Source organism: Leucobacter sp. GX0328 (assembly GCF_053567315.1).
Window position 1 is genome coordinate 416,690 of sequence record NZ_JBSGPC010000001.1, and the last position, 24,178, is coordinate 440,867.

General features: G+C 69.0%; 21 protein-coding genes, 1 tRNA gene and 1 pseudogene. 6 read left to right on the top strand and 17 right to left on the bottom strand.

The annotated features are described in order from the left end of the window. Window positions 1-266: 266 nt before the first annotated feature. Both ACUYTF_RS01840 and ACUYTF_RS01845 read right to left on the bottom strand, forming a co-directional pair. Window positions 267-1,346 carry a hypothetical protein gene (locus ACUYTF_RS01840; protein ID WP_449279255.1) on the bottom strand — a complete coding sequence of 360 codons (1,080 nt, stop codon included), beginning with the start codon at window positions 1,344-1,346 and terminating at the stop codon, window positions 267-269. A 393-nt stretch (window positions 1,347-1,739) separates the two neighbouring features. Beyond that, complete coding sequence (locus tag ACUYTF_RS01845) at window positions 1,740-1,934, bottom strand: hypothetical protein (RefSeq protein WP_449279256.1); 195 nt, start codon at window positions 1,932-1,934, stop codon at window positions 1,740-1,742. A 106-nt stretch (window positions 1,935-2,040) separates the two neighbouring features. Between ACUYTF_RS01845 and ACUYTF_RS01850 the strand changes: the two are divergent. Continuing rightward, window positions 2,041-2,244: pseudogene (locus tag ACUYTF_RS01850) on the top strand (helix-turn-helix domain-containing protein); the annotation flags it as partial. A gap of 95 nt (window positions 2,245-2,339) precedes the next feature. Here ACUYTF_RS01850 and ACUYTF_RS01855 read toward each other — a convergent pair. The 6 genes from ACUYTF_RS01855 to pstS all read right to left on the bottom strand — a co-directional run bounded on the left by ACUYTF_RS01855 (window position 2,340) and on the right by pstS (window position 8,950). Next, a tRNA-Lys gene (locus ACUYTF_RS01855) sits at window positions 2,340-2,411 on the bottom strand. A gap of 65 nt (window positions 2,412-2,476) precedes the next feature. After that, window positions 2,477-4,369, bottom strand: coding sequence for an amino acid transporter (locus tag ACUYTF_RS01860; RefSeq protein WP_434141670.1), 1,893 nt, complete (start codon window positions 4,367-4,369; stop codon window positions 2,477-2,479). A gap of 447 nt (window positions 4,370-4,816) precedes the next feature. Then, on the bottom strand, window positions 4,817-5,596 hold the full coding sequence (gene pstB / locus ACUYTF_RS01865) for a phosphate ABC transporter ATP-binding protein PstB (RefSeq protein ID WP_434141126.1): 780 nt from the start codon (window positions 5,594-5,596) through the stop codon (window positions 4,817-4,819). A 63-nt stretch (window positions 5,597-5,659) separates the two neighbouring features. After that, window positions 5,660-6,778, bottom strand: coding sequence for a phosphate ABC transporter permease PstA (gene pstA, locus ACUYTF_RS01870; RefSeq protein ID WP_434141124.1), 1,119 nt, complete (start codon window positions 6,776-6,778; stop codon window positions 5,660-5,662). Further along, the gene (gene pstC, locus ACUYTF_RS01875) at window positions 6,778-7,716 is read right to left on the bottom strand and encodes a phosphate ABC transporter permease subunit PstC (RefSeq protein WP_434141122.1); all 939 of its coding nucleotides are present in this window, start codon (window positions 7,714-7,716) and stop codon (window positions 6,778-6,780) included. Before pstC ends, pstA begins: the two co-directional genes overlap by 1 nt. A gap of 142 nt (window positions 7,717-7,858) precedes the next feature. After that, entirely contained in the window at window positions 7,859-8,950 is a 1,092-nt protein-coding gene (gene pstS / locus ACUYTF_RS01880) for a phosphate ABC transporter substrate-binding protein PstS (RefSeq protein ID WP_434141120.1), read from the bottom strand. Window positions 8,951-9,154: 204 nt separating this feature from the next. Here pstS and ACUYTF_RS01885 point away from each other — a divergent pair, with 204 nt between their 5' ends. After that, the gene (locus tag ACUYTF_RS01885; protein ID WP_434141118.1) at window positions 9,155-10,390 is read left to right on the top strand and encodes a CapA family protein; all 1,236 of its coding nucleotides are present in this window, start codon (window positions 9,155-9,157) and stop codon (window positions 10,388-10,390) included. A gap of 22 nt (window positions 10,391-10,412) precedes the next feature. Here ACUYTF_RS01885 and cls read toward each other — a convergent pair whose 3' ends face one another. From cls to ACUYTF_RS01915, 6 genes are all read right to left on the bottom strand, one after another. Next, window positions 10,413-11,894 (bottom strand): cardiolipin synthase, encoded by a 1,482-nt coding sequence (gene cls / locus ACUYTF_RS01890; protein WP_434141117.1) that lies wholly within the window; start codon window positions 11,892-11,894, stop codon window positions 10,413-10,415. Between the two features lie 114 nt (window positions 11,895-12,008). Then, window positions 12,009-12,182 (bottom strand): hypothetical protein, encoded by a 174-nt coding sequence (locus ACUYTF_RS01895; protein ID WP_434141115.1) that lies wholly within the window; start codon window positions 12,180-12,182, stop codon window positions 12,009-12,011. Window positions 12,183-12,384: 202 nt separating this feature from the next. After that, window positions 12,385-13,956: a lysine--tRNA ligase gene (lysS, locus tag ACUYTF_RS01900; RefSeq protein ID WP_434141114.1), complete on the bottom strand. Its 1,572-nt coding sequence runs from the start codon at window positions 13,954-13,956 to the stop codon at window positions 12,385-12,387. A gap of 128 nt (window positions 13,957-14,084) precedes the next feature. Continuing rightward, on the bottom strand, window positions 14,085-14,804 hold the full coding sequence (locus tag ACUYTF_RS01905) for a DUF2520 domain-containing protein (protein WP_434141113.1): 720 nt from the start codon (window positions 14,802-14,804) through the stop codon (window positions 14,085-14,087). Then, the gene (locus tag ACUYTF_RS01910; protein WP_434141111.1) at window positions 14,801-16,489 is read right to left on the bottom strand and encodes a PH domain-containing protein; all 1,689 of its coding nucleotides are present in this window, start codon (window positions 16,487-16,489) and stop codon (window positions 14,801-14,803) included. The genes ACUYTF_RS01905 and ACUYTF_RS01910 overlap by 4 nt, the downstream gene beginning before the upstream one ends. Further along, complete coding sequence (locus tag ACUYTF_RS01915; RefSeq protein WP_434141110.1) at window positions 16,486-17,010, bottom strand: PH domain-containing protein; 525 nt, start codon at window positions 17,008-17,010, stop codon at window positions 16,486-16,488. Before ACUYTF_RS01915 ends, ACUYTF_RS01910 begins: the two co-directional genes overlap by 4 nt. Window positions 17,011-17,195: 185 nt before the next feature. Here ACUYTF_RS01915 and ACUYTF_RS01920 point away from each other — a divergent pair, with 185 nt between their 5' ends. Further along, window positions 17,196-17,711 carry an Rv3235 family protein gene (locus ACUYTF_RS01920; protein WP_434141109.1) on the top strand — a complete coding sequence of 172 codons (516 nt, stop codon included), beginning with the start codon at window positions 17,196-17,198 and terminating at the stop codon, window positions 17,709-17,711. A 24-nt stretch (window positions 17,712-17,735) separates the two neighbouring features. On the opposite strand, the gene rlmB is transcribed toward ACUYTF_RS01920, so the two are convergent. Genes rlmB through phoU form a run of 3 tightly spaced genes read right to left on the bottom strand, consistent with a single transcriptional unit; the run spans window position 17,736 to window position 20,854 of the window. After that, window positions 17,736-18,752 carry a 23S rRNA (guanosine(2251)-2'-O)-methyltransferase RlmB gene (gene rlmB, locus ACUYTF_RS01925; protein WP_434141108.1) on the bottom strand — a complete coding sequence of 339 codons (1,017 nt, stop codon included), beginning with the start codon at window positions 18,750-18,752 and terminating at the stop codon, window positions 17,736-17,738. Beyond that, a complete protein-coding gene (cysS, locus tag ACUYTF_RS01930) occupies window positions 18,749-20,176 on the bottom strand; it encodes a cysteine--tRNA ligase (protein ID WP_449279257.1) in 1,428 nt (475 codons plus the stop codon). The genes rlmB and cysS overlap by 4 nt, the downstream gene beginning before the upstream one ends. Window positions 20,177-20,212: 36 nt before the next feature. Continuing rightward, on the bottom strand, window positions 20,213-20,854 hold the full coding sequence (gene phoU / locus ACUYTF_RS01935) for a phosphate signaling complex protein PhoU (RefSeq protein WP_434141105.1): 642 nt from the start codon (window positions 20,852-20,854) through the stop codon (window positions 20,213-20,215). A 155-nt stretch (window positions 20,855-21,009) separates the two neighbouring features. On the opposite strand from phoU, the gene ACUYTF_RS01940 reads away from it, so the two are divergent. From ACUYTF_RS01940 to ACUYTF_RS01950, 3 genes are read left to right on the top strand one after another with little or no spacing between them, the layout of a single operon-like run. Next, window positions 21,010-22,272, top strand: coding sequence for a sensor histidine kinase (locus ACUYTF_RS01940; RefSeq protein ID WP_449279258.1), 1,263 nt, complete (start codon window positions 21,010-21,012; stop codon window positions 22,270-22,272). Beyond that, window positions 22,272-22,964: a winged helix-turn-helix domain-containing protein gene (locus tag ACUYTF_RS01945; protein WP_434141103.1), complete on the top strand. Its 693-nt coding sequence runs from the start codon at window positions 22,272-22,274 to the stop codon at window positions 22,962-22,964. Before ACUYTF_RS01940 ends, ACUYTF_RS01945 begins: the two co-directional genes overlap by 1 nt. 47 nt (window positions 22,965-23,011) lie before the next feature. Then, window positions 23,012-24,115 carry a variant leucine-rich repeat-containing protein gene (locus tag ACUYTF_RS01950; protein ID WP_434141102.1) on the top strand — a complete coding sequence of 368 codons (1,104 nt, stop codon included), beginning with the start codon at window positions 23,012-23,014 and terminating at the stop codon, window positions 24,113-24,115. The last annotated feature ends 63 nt before the right edge of the window (window positions 24,116-24,178 follow it).

Below are 24,178 nucleotides of genomic sequence, written 5' to 3' on the forward strand. Positions count from 1 at the left end.
GTGCTGCCGCTGCGGGTTTGTCCGGCAGCTGCACAACGAAGCACGCTCAGCATGATCAGGGCAGTAGCTCCGCAGCATCGGCAACAGCACCAGCGCCCAGCCGCTCTCCACCAAACGCGCAAGCTCTCGGACCTGGTCTTCCCACCCCGCATCAGCAGGCACAGGCCATACGGTTTCGACGGCCCAGCAGCTCGGCTTCCAGCGCCCTTTCGGCGTCGCAAGCTCGCAGCGGATGCCGACGATTTCTCGCTTCACTACGCGGCCCATCAGCGTCCACCTCCAAACGACAGTTCGGTCTCGAGCTCGCTGTACACGGCGTCGACTGTGCGGCGCGGCACCCCGCAGTTGACGCAATGCGATCTGGCGATTTCTCCCCACGATTCGGGGCCCCACCAGTGGTTCCCGACCTGGCAGTCGTCGGCCGTTGACCGAGTCTCCTCACCGCCCTGTCGTGGGCGAGGCGCCAGGTAGGGCTCGAGGGCGGCCTGCCAGCGTTCCGGCGCCTGCACGATCGACTTCGCGCAGTACGCCGGCGGGTACTTCACTCCGCCGGCTTGCCGGTTCGCGCCGAGGATCTCACGGCAAGCCCGCACCAGGTCGAGGCTCTCGATTGGCACTCGTCCCCGAAGCTCGCGAGCAAGCGCCGCTACTGAAAGCGAGGGGTGAATCTCTGCGAGTTCCGCGTCGAGTTCCGCAACGTCGATGCCGACTGTGGCCGGCGCATCTTCGCGCGCACGCTCGGTGCTGGAGGGATGGGAAGGATTGGATTTATTAATCCCATCCAATCCCATCCTTTTCTCTTCCTTAAAGGACTGCGGATTTTCCGCCGTGTGCGGATTATCCGCATACGGAATCTCGTCCACTGCGGATTTTCCGCAGTCCGGCTGATCTGGGGTTTTAGAAACCACTGCGGATTTTCCGCACACGGGATCTTCGACCGCTGCCAGGTAGTCCTCGTACGGCTCATCCAGCTCAATTACCGCGTCTTCCAGCCGTACCGAGGAGTCCGGTTCAGGGTCCTGGAGGAACAGCCGGAACCGGCGCTGTCCGCCGCGGTGCCGACCGTCACGGTCGACGTGATTGTGCGGAAAACGGTCGCGCACTTCGACGATGAAGCCGCACTCGATCAGCGTTCTCTTCGCCGACTGCCAGGCATCCTTCCCCAGACCGAGCATTCTCTGCGAGTCAGTCTGCGTTGGCATCTTCGCGGGATCATGCGAGAGCAGGAAGAGCAGGATCGACAGCGGATTGCCTGCGAGTCGCTGATCTCTCACCCACCAGTTTCGGTGCTGCCCGAACTGCTCCTCGAAGCTGAGCCTGGGGCGGACGATAATCGGTTCACTCATGAAGCACGCTCCCGGAGCACTGCGGCAAGTTCGCTTGCGAGCCTCTCGTCGACTGGCTGAAGGAACCCGTTCTGACTCGTAATGAAGGCACAGTGCGTATCCCGCTCTGGGCGGCCGAGCATCAAGTGATGCAGCTCTTGCCGTGCTGTAGCCACTAGGGATGCGAACCGCGAGCGGTCACCCTCGGTCTCAGCCGTCCGCATCTGACGCACTAAAGCGGCCAGAAGGTCGAAGAAGTCGGGTGTGGGAGAATTGATGGTCTCGTGGGCTGTGGGTTCGCTTCCAGGCTTTGCCACTGCGCGCGAGGCCGTGTCATAGTAGTGAGACACGTAGATGTTCCTTTCGGGATATCGCCGAGCCCCTGGAGTTGCCGCTCTGGGGGTTCGTTTCGTTTCAGACCTGTTCGCGCTCGAATGCACTGAGGATCAGGTTGTAGTCGTCAATCTGCATCGGTGTTACGCCCCGCAAGCGGCGTTGCACCCACTGGTACGACTTGCCGATTCTGCGGGCAATCCACGACGCATCGCGTTCTTCCTTTTTCAGAATCTCCTGAAGCTCGAGGCGAGCATCATCGTTTGATTTAGGCATGTTCACACAGTAACACAGAATCTATGTTTCATTGATTTTTAGCAATTACACGTTCGAATTGTGGATTTTGTGGCATTACAACGTCGCCACGATCTAACATGACTACATGGGCGAATTGCAGATTGAACACAACCCTTACGATCAAGTCTCGTTGCGGGTAAATCACTTGCTGTTTATTAATCGTCTTTCTCAAAAGCAAGCAGCAATGAGACTCGGCATGAAGCCCGCTGCCCTGAGCCAGAAGATGAATGGCGGAACGCGTTGGAACATCGAGGAGATCGTCGCATTGATCGATGCTTTCGAGGTTTCCTTCGATTACCTCATTGGCCGACTCCCCATTGAGACCGCAGAGCCAGTGAAACCGAAAACCCCCGCCGAAGCGGGGGTTGAGGCAGAGAAAGTCAGTGCCCCCAGTAGGGATCGAACCTACGACCTGCGGATTAAAAGTCCGTAGCTCTACCGCTGAGCTATAGGGGCAACGCCCTCCAGCTTAGAGCATGCCGGCCTCCCGGAGCGCCAAGCCCGCCGCACCGTCCGAGTCGCTACGCGACGTGCACCCAGGGCCGCAGCGCCGGGTCGGGCTCGGCCTCGCGCAGCACCTCGCGCGTGGTCGGCGCGATCTCCCCCTCGCCGAAGAGCAGGAACCGCAGCAGGTGCTTCACGGGGCTGCCCTCGGTCCACCGGAAGTACACGTGCGGCGTGCAACCGTACTCCCGGCGCAGATGCAGCGCCACTGCGGCGAGCGCGTTCGGCACCGTGCTGCCGCGCACGGTGAGCACGCGATACCCGTGGCGCGTGGTGCCGTGCACCTGCAGATCGTCCTCGAAGTCCGAGCTGTCCGAGATCTCGACCTCGATGAAGAGCACGGAGGTATCGGGCCCGTTCACGGCGCCCCGCTCCCCCAGCGCACGCAGGCCGTGGGCGACGCGCGCATGGCGCAGCTTGCGCGCATACTTCTCGGCGGTGAGGTCGCTCGGCTCGTGGGCGATGAGCCGCACCGTGCCGCCGGGCTCGGCACCGGCACTCGCACCCGCCCCGGCACCCGTCCCCGCACTCGCCGCGGCGCACGCATCGACGTACTCGACCGCGGCTTCGTCGAGGTGCACCGCGGTCGCCCGCAGCTCGGTCGCTCGGGCGATGCGCGACACGAAGCTCACGGCGACGATGCCGGCGATGAACCAGGCCGCGATCTTGATGCCGTCGGGCCGTTCGATGATGTTCGCGACGGTCGTGTAGAGGAAGACGGCGCTGACGATGCCGAACCCGATCGTGGCGGGCCGCTGGCGGCGGCTGCGCGCGGAGAGCGTGACGGCGATCGCCGCCGAGGTGATGAGCACGAGCACGCCGGTCGCATATGCGCTGCCCTGTGCGTCGACGCTCGCGCCGAACACGACGGTGATGAAGAACGCGATCGCGGTGAAGACGAGCGCGAGCGGCCGGGTCGCCCGCGCCCATGACGGCGCCATGCCGTAGTGCGGCAGGTACCGAGGTACGAGGTTGAGCAGACCGGCCATGGCCGAGGCGCCCGCGAACCAGAGGATCGCGATCGTGAGCAGATCGTAGACGGTGCCGAATCCATTGCCGAGGTACTCGTGGGCGAGATAGGCGAGCGCGCGCCCGTTCGCGGCGCCGTCGGGCTCGAACTCCTGCGCAGGGATGAGCGCGATCGTGGTGATGGAGGAGGCGATGAGGAAGCCGCTCATGATGAGCGCCGACGTGGTGAGCAGCCGCTTCGCACCGCGGATGCGCCCGGCCGGATGCTGCTCGGTGTCGTCGGCCTCGCCGCGTATCTGCGGCATGACCGCGACGCCGGTCTCGAAGCCCGAGAGGCCGAGCGCGAGCTTCGGGAACACGATCAGGGCGATAGCGACGGCGAAGATCGGGTTTCCGTGCTGCGTGGTGAGCACCCTCCACCACTCGCCGAGCACGACGGGGTGCAGAGCGAGCTGCGCCAGGGCGACCGCCACGACGACGAGGTTCACGGCGAGGAAGCCGGCGACGAGCACGGTCGCGATCCGGATGGCCTCGCGGAAGCCCCGCAGGAACACGATGCCGAGGCCGGCGAGCAGCGCGATCGTGATGACGACCTCCTGCCCGTGCAGCGCGGCCGGGGCGAAAGGGTTCTCGACGAGGTGCGCCGTCGCGTCGGCGGCCGACAGCGTCATCGTGATCATGAAGTCGGTCGCGGCGAAGCCGAGCAGCACGAGGATGGCGAGCTTGCCGCTCCAGCGCGGCAGATGCTCGGCGAGCATCGAGATGGAGCCGGTGCCGTGCGGGCTCTCCTCGGCGACCCGGCGGTACACGGGAAGCGCCGCGGCGAGGGTGACGAGCACGAGCACGACGGTCGCGAGCGGGGCGATGGCGCCCGCGGCGAGCGCCGCAATGGCGGGCTGGTAGCCGAGAGTCGAGAAGTAGTCGAGGCCGGTGAGGCACATGACGCGCAGCCAGTGCTGGCGGCTCTGCGATTCGGGCCGCCCGTGGGGGCCGGGGTGGCGCCCCGGGGCCTCGGTGGTCTCGGCGAGCAGCCATCGCGCGAGCCCGGGGCGCAGGCGACCCCGCCCCGCTACCGGTTCTGCCGCGACGGCTTCGAGCGATGAGCCCGAATCAGCACTGCTGTTCACGGCGCCACACTACGCCCGGGCGCGAGCGGCGGGCCTGGGAGTTGCTTGTGAACCCGAGCTGTCTGCCGCGGACGGCATCGATCCCTGCCCCCACGAAGCAGCAGGGACAGGGATCGACAACGCCGAACGCGCGGTGACGCGGGGCTAAGGCGGGTCTCCGTCGCCTATCCGAAGCGACCAGCGCGCTCGCTCGGCGACGGCAGACATTTCTGGCTGCCGTGCGAGGGCGCCGCGACCGTCTCGGTCGCGGGTCTCCGTCGCCTATCCGAAGCGACCGGAGACATAGTCCTCGGTCGCCTGCACGGCCGGGGCCGAGAAGATCTTCTTGGTGTCGTCGTACTCGATGAGCTTGCCGGGCTTGCCGGTGCCGGCGATGTTGAAGAAAGCGGTGCGGTCGGAGACGCGCGAGGCCTGCTGCATGTTGTGGGTCACGATGACGATCGTGTACTGCTGCTTCAGCTCGTCGATGAGATCCTCGATCGCGAGAGTCGAGATCGGGTCGAGGGCCGAGCACGGCTCGTCCATCAGCAGCACCTCGGGCGACACGGCGATCGCGCGGGCGATGCAGAGTCGCTGCTGCTGGCCGCCGGAGAGGCCTGCGCCGGGCTTGTCGAGGCGGTCCTTGACCTCGTTCCAGAGGTTCGCACCCTGCAGCGAGCGCTCGACGAGGTCGTCGGCGTCGCCCTTCGAGATGCGGCGGTTGTTGAGGCGCACACCGGCGAGCACGTTCTCGCGGATCGACATCGTCGGGAAGGGGTTCGGCCGCTGGAACACCATGCCGACCTGGCGGCGCACGAGCACCGGGTCGACGCCGGTGCCGTAGAGGTCTTCGCCGTCGAGCAGCACTTCGCCTTCGACGTAGGCGCCGGGGATGGCCTCGTGCATCCGGTTCAGCGTGCGCAGGAAGGTCGACTTGCCGCAGCCCGAGGGGCCAATGAAGGCGGTGACGCTGCGCGGCTCGATGTCGATCGAGACGCCTTCGACGGCGAGGAACTTCGAGTAGTAGACGTTGAGGTCGGAAACCTCGATGCGCTTCGACATGCAGTGATTCTTTCTGTGGAGTCTGGGAGATCGTGCGGAGACGGCGGGCGGGGCCTGCCGCGACTACCGGGTCTTCGGGGCGAACACCCGGGCCACGATGCGCGCGACCAGGTTGAGAGCCATCACGATGAGAATGAGGAGCAGGGCCGCGGCCCAGGCGCGCTCGAGGAACGCGAAGGCGGGGTTGCCTTGGTTCGCGAACTGCGTGTACACGTACACGGGCAGCGACTGCATGCGGTCGGCGAACAGGTTGTAGTTCATCGACGCGGTGAACCCGGCGGTGATGAGCAGCGGCGCGGTCTCGCCGATGACGCGGGCGATGGCGAGCATGATGCCGGTCGTGATGCCGGCGATCGAGGTGGGCAGCACGATCTTCATGATGGTGCGCCACTTCGGCACGCCGAGCGCGTACGACGCCTCGCGCAGTTCGTTCGGCACGAGCCGCAGCATCTCTTCGCTCGAGCGCACGACGACAGGGATCATCAGCACCGAGAGCGACACCGCGCCGACGATGCCCATGCGCACGCCGGGCCCGAGGAACACGGCGAAGACGGCGTAGGCGAAGAGGCCCGCGACGATCGACGGGATGCCGGTCATGACGTCGACGAGGAATGTGATGGTCTTCGCGAGGCGCCCGCGGCCGTACTCGACCAGATAGATCGAGGTCATGAGACCGAGCGGCACCGAGATGATGGTGGCGGCGAGGGTGATGAGCAGCGTACCGACCATGGCGTGGAGCGCGCCGCCGCCCTCGCCGGTGACGTTGCGCATCGACGAGTTGAAGAATTCGGCGTCGAAGCGGGCAGCGCCGTTGCCGATCACCGTGATGGCGACCGAGATGAGCGGCACCATGGCGAGCAGGAAGGCGCCCGCCACGAGACCGGTGACGAAGCGGTCGAGCGCCTGACGGCTGCCCTCGACCGAGAAGGAGAGCACCGTGATGACGACGAGGTAGCCGATGGCGCCGATGAGCACGGCGCCGACGAGCGAGAACTCGCCGCCCGACGCTAGTGCGAGCAGGGCGAAGAGCGCGATCGAGGCGGCGAAGCTCGCCGCGAGCACGACCCACGGAATACGGCGCGAGAGCCGGTTGCCTGCGAGCGTGGAGCCGGCGCTGACCGGGCGGATGGTGAGGGCCACTGGGCGACTTCCCTTTTCTGTGCGTTGCGTCTGCTGCAGCATCAGTTCGCCCCTGAGAACTCGGCGCGACGGCTGATGATCCAGCGGGCGAGCGCGTTCACGAGGAAGGTCACGATGAACAGGATGAGACCGGTTGCGATGAGCACGTTGATGTTCTCGCCGTAGGCCTCGGGGAACGAGAGCGCGATGTTCGCGGCGATGGTCGAGGGGTTCTCGGCGGCGAGCAGCTTGAAGCTGACGATGCCCGTCGCCGAGAGCACCATGGCGACGGCCATGGTCTCGCCGAGCGCGCGGCCGAGGCCGAGCATCGCGGCCGAGATGATGCCCGGGCGCCCGAACGGGAGCACGGCCATCCGGATCATTTCCCACCGCGTCGCGCCGAGGGCGAGCGCGGCCTCCTCGTGCAGCGGCGGGGCCTGCAGGAAGATCTCGCGGCAGATCGCGGTCATGATCGGGAGGATCATCACGGCGAGCACGAGGGCGGCGGTGAGGATGGTGCGGCCGGTGCCCGAGACGACGCCGCTGAAGAGCGGGATCCACCCGAGGTTCGCGTTGAGCCAGGCGTACACCGGCTGCGCGGCCGGGGCGAGCACGCCGATGCCCCAGAGGCCGTAGACCACGCTGGGCACGGCCGCGAGCAGGTCGACGACGTAGCCGAGCATGCTGGCGAGCTTGCGGGGCGCGTAGTGCGAGATGAAGAGGGCGATGCCGATCGACAGCGGCAGCGCGAAGAGCAGGGCGAGGGCCGCGGCCCAGACCGTGCCGAAGACGAGGGGGCCGACGTAGGCCCAGAAGTTCGTGGTGAGCAGTGACGCGTTCTCGCCGGTCGCGGTGAACGCCGGCATGCTGCGGACGATGAGGAAGATCGCGACGGCGGCGAGGGTGACGAGGATCATGCTGCCGGCGAAGGTCGCCGAGCGGGAGAACACACGATCGCCGATGCTCAGCACGGGCTTCGGCGTGGTCGCGGGTGAAGTCACGAGGTGCGTTCCTTACAGACTAGGGGCGTCGAACGGAGTGGTGCGGGGCGCACGGCGGCGGGCCGGGCGACCGGCAGGAGCGGGGCACCGCGCCGAATCAGGGGCTGACCCTGTTCTGCGACGATACCCCGCTCCGGTGCGGTTACTTGATCGCGTCGATCGCGACCTGCGCCTGTGCGCGCAGATCGTCCGAGATCGGGGCGCTGCCCGCTGCCTCTGCGGCGACGTCCTGGCCCTCGGCGCTCACGATGTAGCCGAAGTACTCTTTGACGAGCTCGGCGCTCGCGGCATCGGTGTACTCCTCGCAGCCGACGAGGTAGCTGACGAGCACGATCGGGTAGACGCCGGCCTCGGTCGAGGTGCGGTCGAGCTCGATCGCGAGGTCGTGCTCGGTGCGGTCGGCCTCGAGGGTCGACGCGTCGACGATCGCCGATGCGGCCTCGGGAGTGTACTCGACGAACTCCTCGCCGACCTTGATCTTGACGGTGCCGAGGTCGCCGGCCTTCGAGGCGTCGGCGTAGCCGATGGTGCCGACGCCGTTGCTGACGGCCTCGACGACGCCCGAGGTGCCCTGCGCGCCCTCGCCGCCGAGCTCGGTCGGCCACTCCTCGATCGCACCCGAGGTCCACGCCTCGGGAGCTGCGGCCTCGAGGTACTCGGTGAAGTTGCCGGTGGTGCCCGACTTGTCGGAGCGGTGCACGGCCGAGATCGCGGTGTCCGGGAGGGTCGCGTCGGGGTTGAGCGCGGCGATCGCGGGGTCGTTCCAGGTGGTGATCTTGCCCGAGAAGATGCCGGCGACGGTCGCGGCATCCATGTTCAGGCTGTCGACGCCGTCGACGTTGAAGACGATGGCGATCGGCGAGATGTATGCAGGAATCTCGACGACGTCGCCGGTGGCGCAGCCGTCGAAGGGGCCGGCCGCGATCTCGTCGGTCTTGAATGCGCGGTCCGAGCCGGCGAATGCGGCGGCGCCCTGCTGGAAGGTCTCGCGACCCGCACCCGAACCGGTGGGGTCGTAGTTGATGGTGACATCGGCGTTGGCGGTCTGGAAACCGGCGATCCATGCCTCCTGGGCTGCACCCTGCGAAGAGGCGCCCGAGCCGGAGAGCTCGCCCGAGAGGCCGCTCGAGGCGGCGGCACCCTCGGTCGCTGCTTCATTCGCGGCGCAGGAGGTGAGGGCGAGGATGGCGATACCGCCGATAGCGGCGGTCTTGAGCACGGGGGAGAACTTCACTTCTGGTCGTATCCATTTCTCGATGTGATCCGGGGGCCGAGCATGCGAGGCCCGACATGCAGCTACGCTACGGACCCCGGGTAACCGGCGGTCTGCGCGGTGGTGAACGGAAGGTGAACGAAGACCAACGGTCTCTCGCCGCCCTGCAGGGATCGCCCCTCCTCCTCCGCGGCTGGCGCCCGGGGCGCTTATAGGATGATCCGTATGACGAAGCGGCGCGTACTCCACACGGCAACGGCGACCGGAGCGGCTCTACTGCTCGTTCTGGGCTTCGCGGGCTGCGCGCCCGAGGAGCCCGCCCCGGCCCCCGAGAAGCCGGTGGCGACTGAGACGCCGACGCCCGAACCGACCCCGGAACCGCAGCCGGGCGTGGGCCCCGCCTGCCCGACCGAGCACTGCGTATCGGTGGCGGTCGCGGGCGATCTGCTCTTCCACGAGGGCCTCTGGACCCCGTTCGCGATCCCGACCAACGAGGCGGGCAAGAACTTCGACTTCGTGCCGCTCTTCGAGGGAGCGAAGCCCTACCTCGATCGCAGCGATCTCGCCGTCTGCCAGATGGAGACGCCGCTCTCGGCCCCCGGCGGCCCGTACCAGGGCTACCCGAACTTCAATACGCCGCCCGAGGTCGCGGATGCGGCGAAGGCCGTCGGCTTCGATGTGTGCACGACCGCTTCGAACCACAGCGTCGACATGGGCACGGAGGGCCTCGTGCGCACGCTCGACACGCTCGATGCCGCGGGTCTCGCGCACACCGGCACGTACCGGGCCGAGGGCGAGCGCGATGTGCCGCTGATCGTGGAGGCGAACGGCGTGAAGATCGCGATCATCACGAACACCTTCTCGGTGAACGGCAACTTCAACGAGTTCTGGTGGCAGGTCGACTACCGCGAGGAGGAGCCGCGCACCGACCCGGAGCGCGCGATCGCGAAGGCGCAGAAGGCGCGCGAGATGGGGGCCGAGCTCGTCATCGGCGTGCAGCACATCGGCGAGGAGTACTGGAGCCAGCCGACGGGCGGCCAGGTCGAACTGGCGCATCAGCTCGTCGACAGCGGTCAGTTCGACTTCGTGTACGGCCACCACCCGCACGCCATCCAGCCGCTCGAGAACTACAACGGCAAGTGGATCCTCTACAGCACCGGCAACTTCATCAGCGAGAGCGCCCCGCCCGAGAACCGCGTGAACAACGAGTTCCTGCTCAGCCGCGTGCAGTTCGCGAAGCAGCCAGACGGCAGCTGGACGACGAACGACGTCGCGTGGACAGCGGCGACGAACATGCAGAACGGCGGCTACAAGTGGTGCTCGGTCGCCTCGGACATGCCGCAGGGCGTGTGCCAGTCGGAGGGCTTCGACGCCGACGTGCGCGAGCGCACCCGAGCCACCGTCGACTCGATGGCGGCTGCGACCGCCGGCGCCCACGAGTGGCTGATCACGCAGGAGTAGCCCCGCGCTGCGATCCCTGCCGCTACTGCAGCGCCGAAGTGAGCCTCGCGAGCCCGTCGAGCAGCTGCCAGCGCAGCGGCTGCTGCTGCCACTCCTCCATGGTGAGCTCGCGCGAGTTCGCACGGTAGTAGTCGTTCACCCCGTCGAGGTCGTTCACGAAGCTCTCGCCGTGCACGACCATCGAGATCTCCATGTTGAGGCCGAACGAGCGCTGGTCCATGTTCGACGAGCCGACGACGGCGACGGAGTCGTCGATGGTGAAGTGCTTGGAGTGCAGGATGTAGGGCGGCCGGAACATCCAGATGCGCACCCCGGCGCGCAGCAGCTCCTCGTAGTACGAGCGCTGGGCATGGTAGACGACGGCCTGGTCGCCGATCTCGGAGACGAAGAGCTCGACCGCGACGCCGCGGGCCGTCGCGGCGCGCAGCGCGTTCATGATCGACCCGTCGGGCACGAAGTAGGGGCTGGTGATGCTGATGCGGTGCCGGGCCGCGTAGAGCAGCGCGACGAATACCTGGAGGTTGTTCTCGCCCGCGTATCCGGGGCCGCTCGGCACGATCTGGCAATCCAGCACGCCGGGTTTCGACGCGGCGAAGTCGCCCTCGGCGAGGTGGTCGAGATATTCGCCGGTCTCGAGGAACCAGTCGCCCTGGAAGACGGCTTCGAGTCCGAGCACGATCGGCCCCTCGACGCGCACCATGAGGTCGCGCCAGTGGAGGCCGCGGCGGATGTTCGACCGCTTGTTGTAGTTGGAGTCGATGAGGTTCTGCGAGCCCATGAAACCGACGCGGCCGTCGACGACGAGCAGCTTGCGGTGATTGCGCAGGTCGGGGCGCTGGTATTCGCCGCGCCAGGGGCGCACGGGCAGCATGTAGTCCCATTCGGCGCCGAGATCGGTGAGGCTCTTGCGCGTGCGTTTCGCCCCGGGGTTGCGCACGGCCGAGATGTGATCGAGCAGCACGCGCACCTTGACGCCGCGCGCGACGGCGGCCCGCATGGCGCGGAAGACGATGTCGGTGGTCGAGTCGTGCACGAGGATGTAGAACTCGACGTGCACGTACTGCTCGGCGCGGTCGATGGCGGCCGCCATCTGCGCGAACGACTCCTCGTACTCGATGCAGATGCGGGCGGTGTTGCCCATCAGCAGGGGCTGCGCGCCGAGCGAGCGGCCGAGGCGCACCGCGTTCTCGACGCCGGACGAGAGTTCTTCGACGTCGGCGACGAGGCTCTCCTCCTCGCGCGAGGCGAGGTCGGCGACGATCTGGTTGATGCCCTCCTGCTTGCGCTCGCGCTCCTTCGGCAGACGCTTCGAGCCGATGATGAGGAAGAGCAGCATGCCGGGCACGGGCACCAGGATGATGAGCATCAGCCAGGCCATGCCCGAGGTCGGGCGGCGGTTGCGCGGTACGACGAAGAGGGCGGTGATGCGGATCAGGTTGTCGACGACGAGGACCGTGATGGTCCAGGCATAGGCCCAGCTGAAACCGGTCCATTCGATGGTCATCGCACCTCCATTGCAGTATCGGACCGCACAGCGGTTCGCTCTACTGTATCGGGAGCACGACCCCGCGAGAATCGCCCGTGGCCTCTGCGAGGCCTGCAGCGCTCGCGGCGAGATCTACTCGCGCGGGGGCAGGCCCGCCTTCGCCCGCTCCTCGTTCTCGATCTGCTGCGATACGCGGCGTTCGGTGCGGTCGGCGCGCAGAATCCAGCGCAGCACGAAGAAGAAGAAGAGACCGATCAGCACGGTCGGCGTGAGCGACCAGACCGCGTTGAGCCACCAGTTATCCATAATGCCCGATTCTATCGCCCGTTCCCGCAGGGATCCTGGGCCTCCGCGGGACGGGCCCCGTCCCGCCCGGAGGCAGAGCCGAGTAGCGGGGTGCCGGGCCCGACCGGGACGCATCAAGGTTGGCGTGGCGTGCCGAAGGCACGACAGCGCCGGGATCCCTTGCCCTAGTCCCGGGCGGGCTCGGCACCCCGCCGCGCACCTTCTACTTGACGAGCGGGAAGAGGATCGTCTCGCGGATGCCCAGTCCCGTCAGCGCCATGAGGAGCCGGTCCATGCCCATGCCCATACCGCCGGTCGGGGGCATGCCGTGCTCGAGGGCGCGCAGGAACTCCTCGTCGATCGGCATCGCCTCGTCGTCGCCGCGGGCGCCTTCGGCGGCCTGCTGCACGAAGCGCTCGCGCTGCACGACGGGGTCGATGAGCTCGGAGTACCCCGTGGCGAGCTCGAAGCCGCGCACGTAGAGATCCCATTTCTCGACCACGCCGGGAATGCTGCGGTGGTGACGGGTGAGCGGGCTCGTCTCGACCGGGAAGTCCATGACGAAGGTCGGGCGGGTGAGGCCGCCCTTCACGAAGTGCTCCCACAATTCCTCGACGAGCTTGCCGTGGTTCGGCAGGTGCACCTCGACGCCTTCGGCGTCGGCGATGGCCTGGAGCTCGGCGACGCCGGTCTCCGGGGCGATCTCGCGGCCCGCCGCCTCCGAGAGGGTGCCGTACATCGAGATGCGGTCCCAGTCGCCGCCGAGGTCGAAGAGCGTGCCGTCGGCCCACTGCACGACGGCGGTGCCGGCGCGCTCGGTGCCGGCGTTGACGGCGATCGCGGCATGCTGGATGAGGTCCTGCGTCAGGTCGGCGATGCCGTGGTAGTCGGTGTAGGCCTGGTACGACTCGAGCATCGCGAATTCGGGGCTGTGGGTCGAGTCGGCGCCCTCGTTGCGGAAGTTGCGGTTGATCTCGAAGACGCGCTCGAGCCCGCCGACGGCGGCGCGCTTGAGGTAGAGCTCGGGTGCGATGCGCAGGAAGAGCTCGGTGTCGAAGGCGTTCGAGTGCGTCTCGAAGGGACGGGCCGAAGCGCCGCCGTGCATGGTCTGCAGCATCGGGGTCTCGACCTCGATGAAGCCGCGCTCGGCGAACGTCTGCCGCAGGCTCGCCATGGTGCGGGCGCGGGTGACCACGTTGATGCGGGCCTGCTCGCGCTGGATGAGGTCGAGATAGCGCTGGCGCACGCGCGTCTCCTCGTTCAGCTCGGCATACATGTTCGGCAGGGGCATCAGGGCCTTGGCCGCGATCGACCACTCGCTCACCATGATGGAGAGCTCGCCGCGGCGGCTCGAGATGACCTCGCCGCTCACGAAGAGGTGGTCGCCGAGGTCGGTGAGCTCCTTGTACGCGGCGAGCGACTCCTCGCCGACGCCGGCGAGGCTCACCATGGCCTGGATACGGGTGCCGTCGCCCGCCTGCAGCGAGGCGAAGCAGAGCTTGCCCGTGTTGCGCTGGAAGACGATGCGGCCGGCGACGCCGACGGTCTCGCCCGAGGCGGAGTCGGGGGTCTCTTCGAGGTGGCCCCACTGCGCGCGGACCTCGCCGATGGTGGCGGTGACGGGCACGGCGACCGGGTAGGCGCCCGCCGCGAGGTCACCGGCGGCGAGCTCGTTCAGCCGGGCGCGCTTGTCGAGCCGCACCTGCTTCTGCTCGAAGATCTCCGCCTGTTCGAGGCGCTCTGCTTCGTGGTCGGCAGTGTTCTCGGCGGGTGCGGCTGCAGGCTGCTCACTCATCGCGGCGGGTTCCTCCGTGTGTTTCGACGTACCGGGCAAGTCTACCCGGCCGTGCATCGCGAGATGCGCCGTGGAGTCGTACGCACCACTGCGCAAGCCCGGGTGGTGCATGCGGCTCCACGAAACGCTCAGAGCACCGACGCGCTGGGCGGATCCCCCGGAGTCTCGGCCCGGCGCAGCTGCTCGTCGACCGCGGCGCGCACGATGCCGCCGATCAGCCGGGCCGGGTCGTCGATGCCGAGCGGGACGAGGCCCGCGACGGCGCTCCGCACGACCGCGGCCGAGAACTCGGCGGCGGCTTCGACGGCTTCGGCGTACGCCGGGCGGTCGGCTTCTGCGACGACGACGGGTTCGGCGCCCATCTCGACGGCGAGCGCCTGGCCGATGGGCAGCACCGGGGCGGGGGCGGTGACGGCGACGGTGGCCTCGGCGAGCCGCGTCAGGTCGAGGCTCGTGCCGGTGAACACGAGCGCGGGGTGCAGCGCGAGCGGGATCACGCCCGCGGCGAGCGCGGGGGCGAACACGCCGTAGCCGTGGGCGGGCGAGGTATGGATGACGAGCTGGCCCGGCTGCCAGGCACCGGTCGCGGTGAGACCGGCGATGAGCTCGGGCAGCTGGTCGCCGGGCACCGCGAAGAGCACGAGCTCCGAGCGCCGCACGATGTCGGGCACCTCGAGCACGGGAACGTCGGGCAGCATGGCATCGGCTCGTTCGCGACTGGCTTCGCTGATCGCGCTGATGCCGGTGATGGCGTGGCCGGCTCCCGCGAGCGCGCGGCCGAGCACGGGGCCGACGCGGCCGGCTCCGATGATGCCGATGCCGAGGCGCGATGCCTCCGCCCCGATCATGCGCCCCGCCGCTGCCGGGCTCGAGCGACATCGGCGCCCTGCACGGCGAGCACCTCGGCGGCGAGCGCGTCGAAGGTCGCGCGGCCGGCGGCGAGGTCGAGGCCCCGCATCTCCATGCGCACCGGCCCGAGCACGGTGTGCGCCTGCACCGAGGCGAGCCCGAGCATGCGGTGCACGAGCGGACGGCGCAGCTGCACCGATTGGGCGCGCACGACGGGCATGATCGACAGGGATCGCGTCAGGGCGCCCCGCCGCACGCGGAGCGTCGAATGCGGTGCACCGCGGTCGACGAGCGCGATCCCTGCACGTCGTCTGCCCCAGAGCAGCACCCAGGCGGAGCGGCGGCCGGCCCCGAGGTAGTCGGCGCCGTCGCCCGCGAGCCCCGCGGAGATGCCGCCCGCGGCTCCCGGCAGCAGGGTCTCGATGACGCGCAGCACGTCGTCTTCGCGCCCCACGGGCAGCACCACGTTCTGCGACTGGTTCTGCCCGGCCTCGGCGGCGGAGTGGCCCGCGACGGTGATGCGCACGCGCCACCAGCCGAGCGGCCGCCACAGGAGCGGCTGCCGCGCCTCGACCGCGTGAATGCGGCCGAAGGGGATGGTCTCGGTCGCCGTGGCGGTGAGGCCCGCCCCGATGCGCACGGCTTCGCCGTCGCGCGACAGGGTGAAGCGGAAGCCCTTGTTGAACTGCGAGATCATCACGCCGACGAGCACGAGCACGAGCGGCACGGCGCTGAAGAGCACGGCCGCGCTCATCGCCGCGACGAAGTCGGGGCCGTCGAGCAGCAGCCCGATCGCTCCGCTCGCGGCGAAGACCACGACGAGCAGGATGCCGAGCACCGCGATGACGCCCTCCCACGCGAGCGCGATGCTGGCGGTGAGGCGGCCGACCGGCACGCGCACGAGGGTGCGCTCGGCGAGCGCGGCGGGGTCGACGTCTTCGTCGATGAAGTCGGTCACGCGCTCGTCGAGCCGCTGCACCGCGGAGGCACCCGCGGTCGCAGGGTCTTGCGGGACGCCCGCGGGCTGCGGCGCGGCGGCGCCTCCCCCAGCGCTGCGGATCGCCGGAGAGACGTCGCCGCGCATGATCGCGGCGCGCCTGATGATCTGCTCGCGCACGGTCTTCGCGTCGCGGTGCCCGAGGTAGGCAAGCGCGACCTTGCCTCCCTGACCGGCCGTGACCACCTCGATCTTGGTGAGCCCGAGCACGCGGGCGGGCAGCGAGCGCTGCAGGTTGACGCTCTGGATGCGTTCGAGCGGAGCGCGACGGTGGTTGCGGAAGACCACGCCGCTGCGCGCCTCGACCGCGTCGTCGGTCACGCGGTAGGTCGCGAAGCGCCACGAGAGCCAGGCGAGCAGCACGATGACGGCGAGCAGCGCGACGAGGCCGCCGATCACTGCGAGGAGCAGACCCCGGTCGACGAGGAATTCGATCAGTGCGAGGATATCGCCGCCGCGTTCGCCCGACCCGGCCCGGTCGCCGAGCACCCGGTCGGTGACGAAGAGCTCGACGAAGCGGTCGCGGAAATTCGCGACCACGATACCGATGACAACGACGAGCACGATGCCGCCGCGCAAGAGCGGAGACAGCGGGTGCAGGCGGCGCCAGCCGTCGGCATCGGCGGTGCCGGGGAGCAGCGCGCCGGTCTGCGCTCCCCCGTCGTGCGGCAGGTCTTCGGGCGTCACAGGCCCGACCTGCGCGATTCGGCGAGGTGCACGAGGCGATCGCGCAGCTCCTCCGCGTCCTCCAGTGCGAGACCGGGCAGCTGCACGCCCGTGGCCGCAGAGGCCGTGACGAACTTGAGCGTCGCGAGGCCGAGCGCGCGCAGCACGGGGCCTCGCGTCACGTCGACGAGCTGCAGTCGGCCGTAGGGCACCGCCACGACGCGCTCGAACATGATGCCTCGGCGGAAGAGGAGGTCGTCCTCTCTGAGGATGTAGCCGATGGCCCGCACCCGCCGGAAGGCGAGGAGCGCGCTGACCAGGCTGATCGCGGCGACCGCTGCCACCGCGATGAGCACGATGAGGGGCACCGCGCCCGGTGCCGGCACGGTCAGCAGGACGACGAGCCCGGCGACGACGATGAGCACCCACAGCAGATTGCCCGCGAGGTCAGCCCAGGCGTACTTCGGGGACACCCGCTGCCAGGGCCCCTCGGCATGCGGCACGGCCGGCCGATCGGTCTGCGTCTGTCGCTGCTCATCCACCGTTCAATCATATGAGGTTCGCATTTTCAGGAGGCGCCAAGAAAGCTCTGAGCTTTGCATCCATTGACAGCGCATAGGCCGCTATTCGTAGGCTGATCGGCCAGGCATCGCGAACGTCGACCGGTCCGGGCGCAATGCCATACTAGGCGCTTGGGGATTCGACCGGAAGACGATTGGATATCGCCATGCCGCTCACGGCCCGCAACCCGGGACTCGCACCCGTCCTCGTACCGGTACCGCCGCTGCCGGAGCCGCAGGCTCCGCCGCGAGCACGCAGCGCAGCGCGCTCCGGGCGCCCGCGGCACCTGCACGCCGTGGAAGCGGCGAGCCGCCCGGTCCCGCCACCCGGCACGGACGCCGAGATGCCGCCGCCGGCCGAGGCCGCAGTGCAGAGGCTCGCCCTGTTCGCGTTCGAGGCAGTCGAGGGCTCTCGCGCGATCGCGGGGCTCGGGCGCCTCATCTCGCCCGAGGTCATCGCCGAACTGCGTCTGCAGCGCCGAGCGCGCACCGAGCAGCGCAGCCTTCACGGCGATACGCGCCGCATCGTGCCGACGCCCGGGCCCGCGCACCTCAGCCGCACCGCCGACCGGGTCGTCGACGGCGTCGTGGTGCTCCGGGCGGTGCCGCGGTCGATCGCCGTGGCGTTCCGGTTCGAATGGACGGCGGAGCGCTGGCAGGCGACGCAGTTGACCGTGCTGTGACGGCGCCGCAGCCGCGCGCCGGGGTCACTCGGCGGCGGCCGAGCCCTCCGCCCGCAGCTTCGACACCTCGTACAGCGCGACGCTCGCCGCGATGCCCGCGTTCAGCGACTCGGTCGCAGCGGAGATCGGGATCGAGACGATCGCGTCGCAGGTCTCGGTGACGAGCCGCGAGAGGCCCTTGCCCTCGCTGCCGATCACGAGCACGAGCGGCCGATCCGCGAGCTCGAGGCCGGGCAGCTCGACATCGCCGCCGCCGTCGAGGCCGACGACGAAGACGCCCTGCTTCTTGAATTCCTTGATCGTCTGCGTCAGGTTCGACGCCATGGCGACTGGAATACGCGCCGCGGCGCCCGCGGAGGTCTTCCACGCCGCCGAGTTGAGGCCGGCGGAGCGGCGCTGCGGAATCACGACTCCCTGACCGCCGAACGCCGCGACCGAACGGATGATCGCGCCGAGATTGCGCGGATCGGTGACGCCGTCGAGCGCGACGATCAGCGGCGTACGGTCGCTGTCGATAATGCCGTCGAGCATCTCCATCGGGTGCGCGTACTCCATCGGAGGCACCTTCAGCACGACGCCCTGATGCACGGTGTCACGCTCCGTCATGCGATCCATTTCGGGGCGCATGACCTCGAGCACGGCGACGCCGCGATTCGTCGCGAGACGCAGGATCTCGCGTACGCGGTCGTCGACCTCGATGCGCGCGGCGACGTACAGCGCCGTCGCCGGGATCTTGGTGCGCAGCGCCTCGAGCACCGCGTTGCGGCCGGTGACGAGCTCGCTGTCGTCGCTCTTCTTCGCGGGGCGCGAGGAGCGCGAGCCGTCGCCGCGCCCGCGCGGATCGAGGCCGTGGCGGGTGCGCGCCGCCTCGTGGCGCTCGCGCGCCTTCTTCGCTTTGTAGGCCGCGTGGTACTCGCGGTCCTCAGCCTTCGGAGTCGGCCCGCGGCCCTCGAGCGCCTGGCGGCCCTGGCCGCCCGACCCGACGGCCTTGCCGAGACCCTTCTTGCGCACGGCTCCGGTGCGGCTCTTCTTATTGGTCATGTCAGGCTCCAGCGGGTTCCGTTCGGGGTGTCTTCGAGTGCGATGCCCGCGGCGTGCAGGCGGTCGCGGATCGCGTCGCTCGTGGCGAAGTCCTTGTTCGCGCGGGCGTCGCGGCGATCCGCGATGAGCGCCTGCACCAGCGAGTCGAGCGCCGTGCTGCCGGCGGCGTCGGTCGCGGCGCCCTGCTGCCAGGCGCCGTCGTTCGGGTTGAGTCCGAGCACATCGAGCATCGCGATGACCCGGCCCGCGCAATCGGTTACGGCAGCCGCGTCGCCGGCATCGAGGGCGGTGTTGCCGGCGCGCACGGTGTCGTGCAGCACGGCGAGGGCCTGCGGGATGCCGAAATCGTCGAGCATCGCTGCGACGAACGCTTCCGGAAGCTTTCGGGATGCGTCGTCCGCCGCTGCGGTGTGCTCCGCCGCCCGCGCGAGGAAGCCCTCGATGCGTTCGAAAGCGCTCGCGGCTTCGGCGAGCGAGTTCTCCGAGAACTCGAGCACCGAGCGGTAGTGGGCCGAACCCAGGAAGTAGCGGAGCACGATGGGGCGGGCGGCGGCGAGCAGATCGGCTGCGAACAGCGAGTTGCCGAGCGACTTCGACATCTTCTGGCCGCCGGTGTTCACGAGGCCGTTGTGGATCCAGTGCCGGGCGAAGACGTGACCCGCCGCGCTCGACTGGGCGAGCTCGTTCTCGTGGTGCGGGAAGCGCAGGTCGAGCCCGCCGCCGTGGATGTCGAACTCCTCGCCGAGGTAGCGGGTGGCCATGGCCGAGCACTCGATGTGCCAGCCCGGGCGCCCCCGGCCCCACGGCGACGGCCACGATGCAGAGAACGGCTCGTGATCGCGGTGCGCCTTCCACAGCGCGAAGTCGCGCGGGTCGCGCTTGCCGACCGGCTCCGAATCCGCCGCGTCCTCCATCTGGTCGCGGCTCTGGTGCGTGAGTGCGCCGTAGTCGGGCCAGGAGGCCGTGTCGAAGTACACGCTCGCCGACCCGTCGGCCGCCTGGTAGGCGTGGCCGCGCTCGATGAGCCGTTCGATGAGCGCGATCATCTCGGCGATGTTCGCCGTGGCTCGCGGCTCGTACGTAGGCGGCAGCACGCCGATGGCGGTGTACGCCCCGGCGAACAGCTGCTCGACGCGGTAGGCGAGGGCCCACCACTCCTCGGTCGATCCCTCGCCCTGCGCGATGCGGGCGTTATCGAGGATCTTGTCGTCGATATCGGTGACGTTGCGGATCAGCGAGACGTCGAGCCCCTGGGCCGCGAACCAGCGGCGCATCTGGTCGTAGACGAGGGCGCTGCGCAGATGGCCGATGTGCGGGGCCGACTGCACGGTCGGGCCGCACACGTACATGCCGATGCGACCCGCCTCGCGCGGCTGCAGGTCGACGACCTCTCGCAGTCGCGAATCGTAGATGCGTTGTTTCACGCTACAACCCTACCGTTGCAGCGGTCGGGTGGGCGGTCAGTCGATCGAACCGCGGAGGAAGTACTTCATCTGCTTCGCGACGCTGACCGCGTGATCGCCGAAGCGCTCGTGGTAGCGGCTCGCGAGCGTCGCATCGACGGCACCGGTCGGGTTGTCGATCACCTTGTCGCTCAGCACCTTCTCGAACACCTTCGCATGCAGCTCGTCGAGGCTGTCGTCGAGGTCGCGCACCTCGTCGATCACGTGCTCCTCCTGTGTGCGCAGCAGCTCGACGATCTTCTGCGCCATCTCGACGTCGAGCGCGCCCATGCGCACGAAGGTCTTCTTCAACCCCTTCGGGATGGCGCTCTCGGGGTACCGGTAGCGCGCCAGCTGGGCGATGTGCTGGGCCAGGTCGGCCATGCGTTCGAGCGAGCCGCTCATGCGCAGCGCGCCGACCATCAGACGCAGGTCGGATGCGACGGGCTGCTGCAGCGCGAGGATGTCGATCGTCTGCCGGTCGAGCTCGTCCGTGAGGCGCTCGATCTCGTCGCCCGAGTCGATCACGGTTTCGGCCAGCGCCGCATCCGAGTTGCTGAACGCCGCGGTGGCGTTCTCGATCGACTGCTCGACGAGCTCGGCGATCTCGACGAGTCGGTTCTGCACGTCGCGCAGCTCCTGCTGAAAGACCTCACGCATGTCTTCTGTTGTCTCCTCGGTTGAAGGGTCGCGCTACCGGTCGGCACGCGCACTCGACAAGTCTGACTCGAACAGGTGAATCCCAGCGCACCGGATGGTGAACAGCAGTTGAACTCGCGGCCTTCGCCTCATCGGCACGGCCTACGATAGCAAGCATGACACCGACCGGGCTCGTACTGACCTCCGTCGCGCTCGGCATCCTCATCGGGTCAGCCGCGGCCATCGCCATCATCGGCGCGCGAAGCGCCGGGCGACGCCGGGCGGCGGCGATGCGCCCCGAACTACCGCCCATCGCGACCACGTTGCTCGATGAGATCGAGACTTTCGCGGTCATCCTCGATGCCTCCCTCACCCCGGTCTACGCGAACCCGACGGCGCGCTACGAGCGCTTCATCAGCGGCGAAGAGCTCTCGGACCCGGACTTCCTGCGCCGCGCCCGCCGCGTCATGATGACGGGCGTGCCCGACACGCGCGAACCCGACCCCGCGGTCCCCGGCGATGCGATCCGCGTGCACATCGTCCGCATCCAGGCCCGCTTCCTCGTCGTACTCGCGGAGGATCTGGGCGAAGAGCAGCGCCTGAATTCGATGCGGCGCGACTTCATCGCGAACGTCAGCCATGAGCTGAAGACCCCGATCGCCGCGATCGGCCTGCTGGCCGAGGCGGTGCAGGAGGCGGCTGAGGAGCCCGAGACGGTGCGCCGGTTCGCGAAGACGCTCGTGAAGGAGTCGCGCCGGCTCGGCGAGCTCTCGCGCGGCATCATCCAGCTCTCGGAGGCGCAGTCGTCGCTGAGGCCCGAGGATCGCCAGTCGGTGTCGCTGCCCGATCTCGTGCGCCGAGAGGTCGAGGCGCACCGCGTCTACGCTTCGCAGAACGGGGTCGAGCTCGTCGTGACCGGCGACAACGGCCTGGACGCCGTCATCGAGGGGCGCGAATCGTCGCTCGGCGCAGCGGTTTCGAACCTCTTGAGCAACGCCATCCGCCACTCCCCGACCGGCGGGAGGGTCGGCGTCGGCATGGAGGTCAAGCAGACGAAGTTCGTCGTGACCATCACCGATCAGGGCGAAGGGATCGCCCCCGAGCACATCGGCCGCATCTTCGAACGCTTCTACCGCGTCGACGGCGCGCGCACGCGCGGCGACGGCGGCACGGGCCTCGGCCTCAGCATCGCCCGTCATTCGATGCGCGCCCACGGCGGCGACATCGACGTGTGGTCGCAGCCGGGCATCGGCTCGAGCTTCAGCCTCACCTTCCCGCGGCACGACACCGTCGAGAAGACCCGCAGCAAGAAGCGGATGAAGAAGGTGCGCGAGTTCCTGAGCTCGACGCCCGCGGCCTCGCCGGCACCCGGCGAGGCCGCACCGACCTCGCGCGCCTCGGCCTCGAGCGCATCCACCGAATCGAAGGGAGCGCAGTAGTGGCGCACCACATCCTGCTCGTCGAAGACGAGGAATCGATCTCGCAGCCCCTCGCCTTCCTGCTCGAACGCGAAGGCTACCGGGTAACGGTCTCGGGCGACGGGAGCTCCGCGCTCGACGCGTTCGCCTCGGCCACCCCCGACCTGGTCCTGCTCGATCTCATGCTCCCGGGCATCCCCGGCACCGAGGTGTGCCGCGCGATCCGCCTCACCTCGCAGATTCCGATCATCATGCTCAGCGCGAAGGACAGCGAGATCGATATCGTCGTCGGCCTCGAGCTCGGCGCCGACGACTACGTCACGAAGCCCTACGCCGCCCGCGAGCTGCTCGCGCGCATCCGCGCCGCCCTGCGCCGCACCGGCCACGACGAGAGCGCCCGCATCGCTCACGAGTCGCCGGTGCTCGACGAGCTCGGCATCGTGCTCGACCCCGAGCGCCACTCGGTCAGCGTGCGCGGTGAGGAGATCGCCATGCCGCTGCGCGAGTTCGAGCTGCTCGAGATGCTCATGCGCCATTCGGGGCGGGTACTCACGCGCGGCCAGCTCATCGACCGCGTCTGGGGCAGCAACTACTACGGCGACACCAAGACGCTCGACGTGCACATCAAGCGCATCCGCGCCCGCATCGAGACCGAGCCGGCGAAACCTCGCCTCATCTCGACCGTGCGCGGTGTCGGCTACCGCTTCGGCTAGCCGCTCGCTGCCCGCCTGCGCGGCCGCCGGCCGCTAGCATCGAGCACATGAACGGCGCACCGCAGGACTGGGAGGCGCAGGCCGCGGCCGATCCTCGCTCGCACCCGCAGCTGCTTTCGGACATCGCGGCGCGCAGGCCCGACCTGCGCGCCGCCGTCTCGGCGGATCCGAATGCGTTCCCCGAGCTGCTCGGCTGGATCGCGGTCGTGGGAGCCGGCGCCCCCGCCCCCGCCCCGCCCGCGCAGGCCTCCCCCGCCCCGGCACTGCGCGCGCGGCGCAGCGGTGCGGGGTGGTGGTTCGCCGGGTGCGGCTGCTTCGGGCTCCTCGCGCTCGTCGTAGGCGGGGCGCTGCTCGCGGGCGGAGCGCTGCTGGCCTCCGGCGACGGGTCCGACGCGCCGCAGCGGGGCACCGCTTCCGATGCCCCGGACTCGCAGATCATCGCAGAGCAGATGGCGCTCGCGGTCGCGGAGCGTCAGCGGTTCGCCGAGCTCGCCGCTCCGCTCGCCGGCAACCCGGTCGCCCCGCTCGTGACCGAGCGCGCGAGGTCGGAGCGTCTCGATCGCCGTATCTCGGAGGGCGCGGCGAACCGGTACGACGCCGAGCGCCTCGCGCAGGAGGCGCTGCAGCTGAGGGAAGCGCTCGAAACGCGCGTCGCGGACGCCGCGGCACGGCGCGGGAACGCGTCGGGCACGGTCAGCGAGGCGCTCGTGGACGAGGCGGGGGACGGCTTCATCGATATCGCATGGGATGCGGCGACCGCCTGCAGCGCGTCGGAGGACGCGGAGAGCACGACCGCGGGATGCACATCGGTCGATCCGCTCGGCGTGCACATTCTGCCCGAGGGCGAGCTCTTCGGCGACTGGGGCGTGCGCATCACCACGCTCCACGAGCTCGCGCACCTGTACCAGAACGCCGACCTCGAGGAGCGGATCGACCAGGAGCGGAGCGCCGCCATGGTGCTCAAGGAGCAGGGCCTCTTCGAGGGCAGCGGCGAGAAGATGTCCGACTGCTACGCGCTCACCTACACGGGCGGGTGGACGCTGGAGAACGAGCAGGGTTCGAGCGGGTACGGCTACGTCTGCGATGAGTCCGAGCGCCAGGCGATCCGTGAGTGGGCGGCGCTCATCGGCGCACCGATGCCCGCGACCTGATCGCCGGCCGCCCCCGCGCCCGTACGGCGGAGGCCCCCGGAACGACTCGCGTCGGTTCCGGGG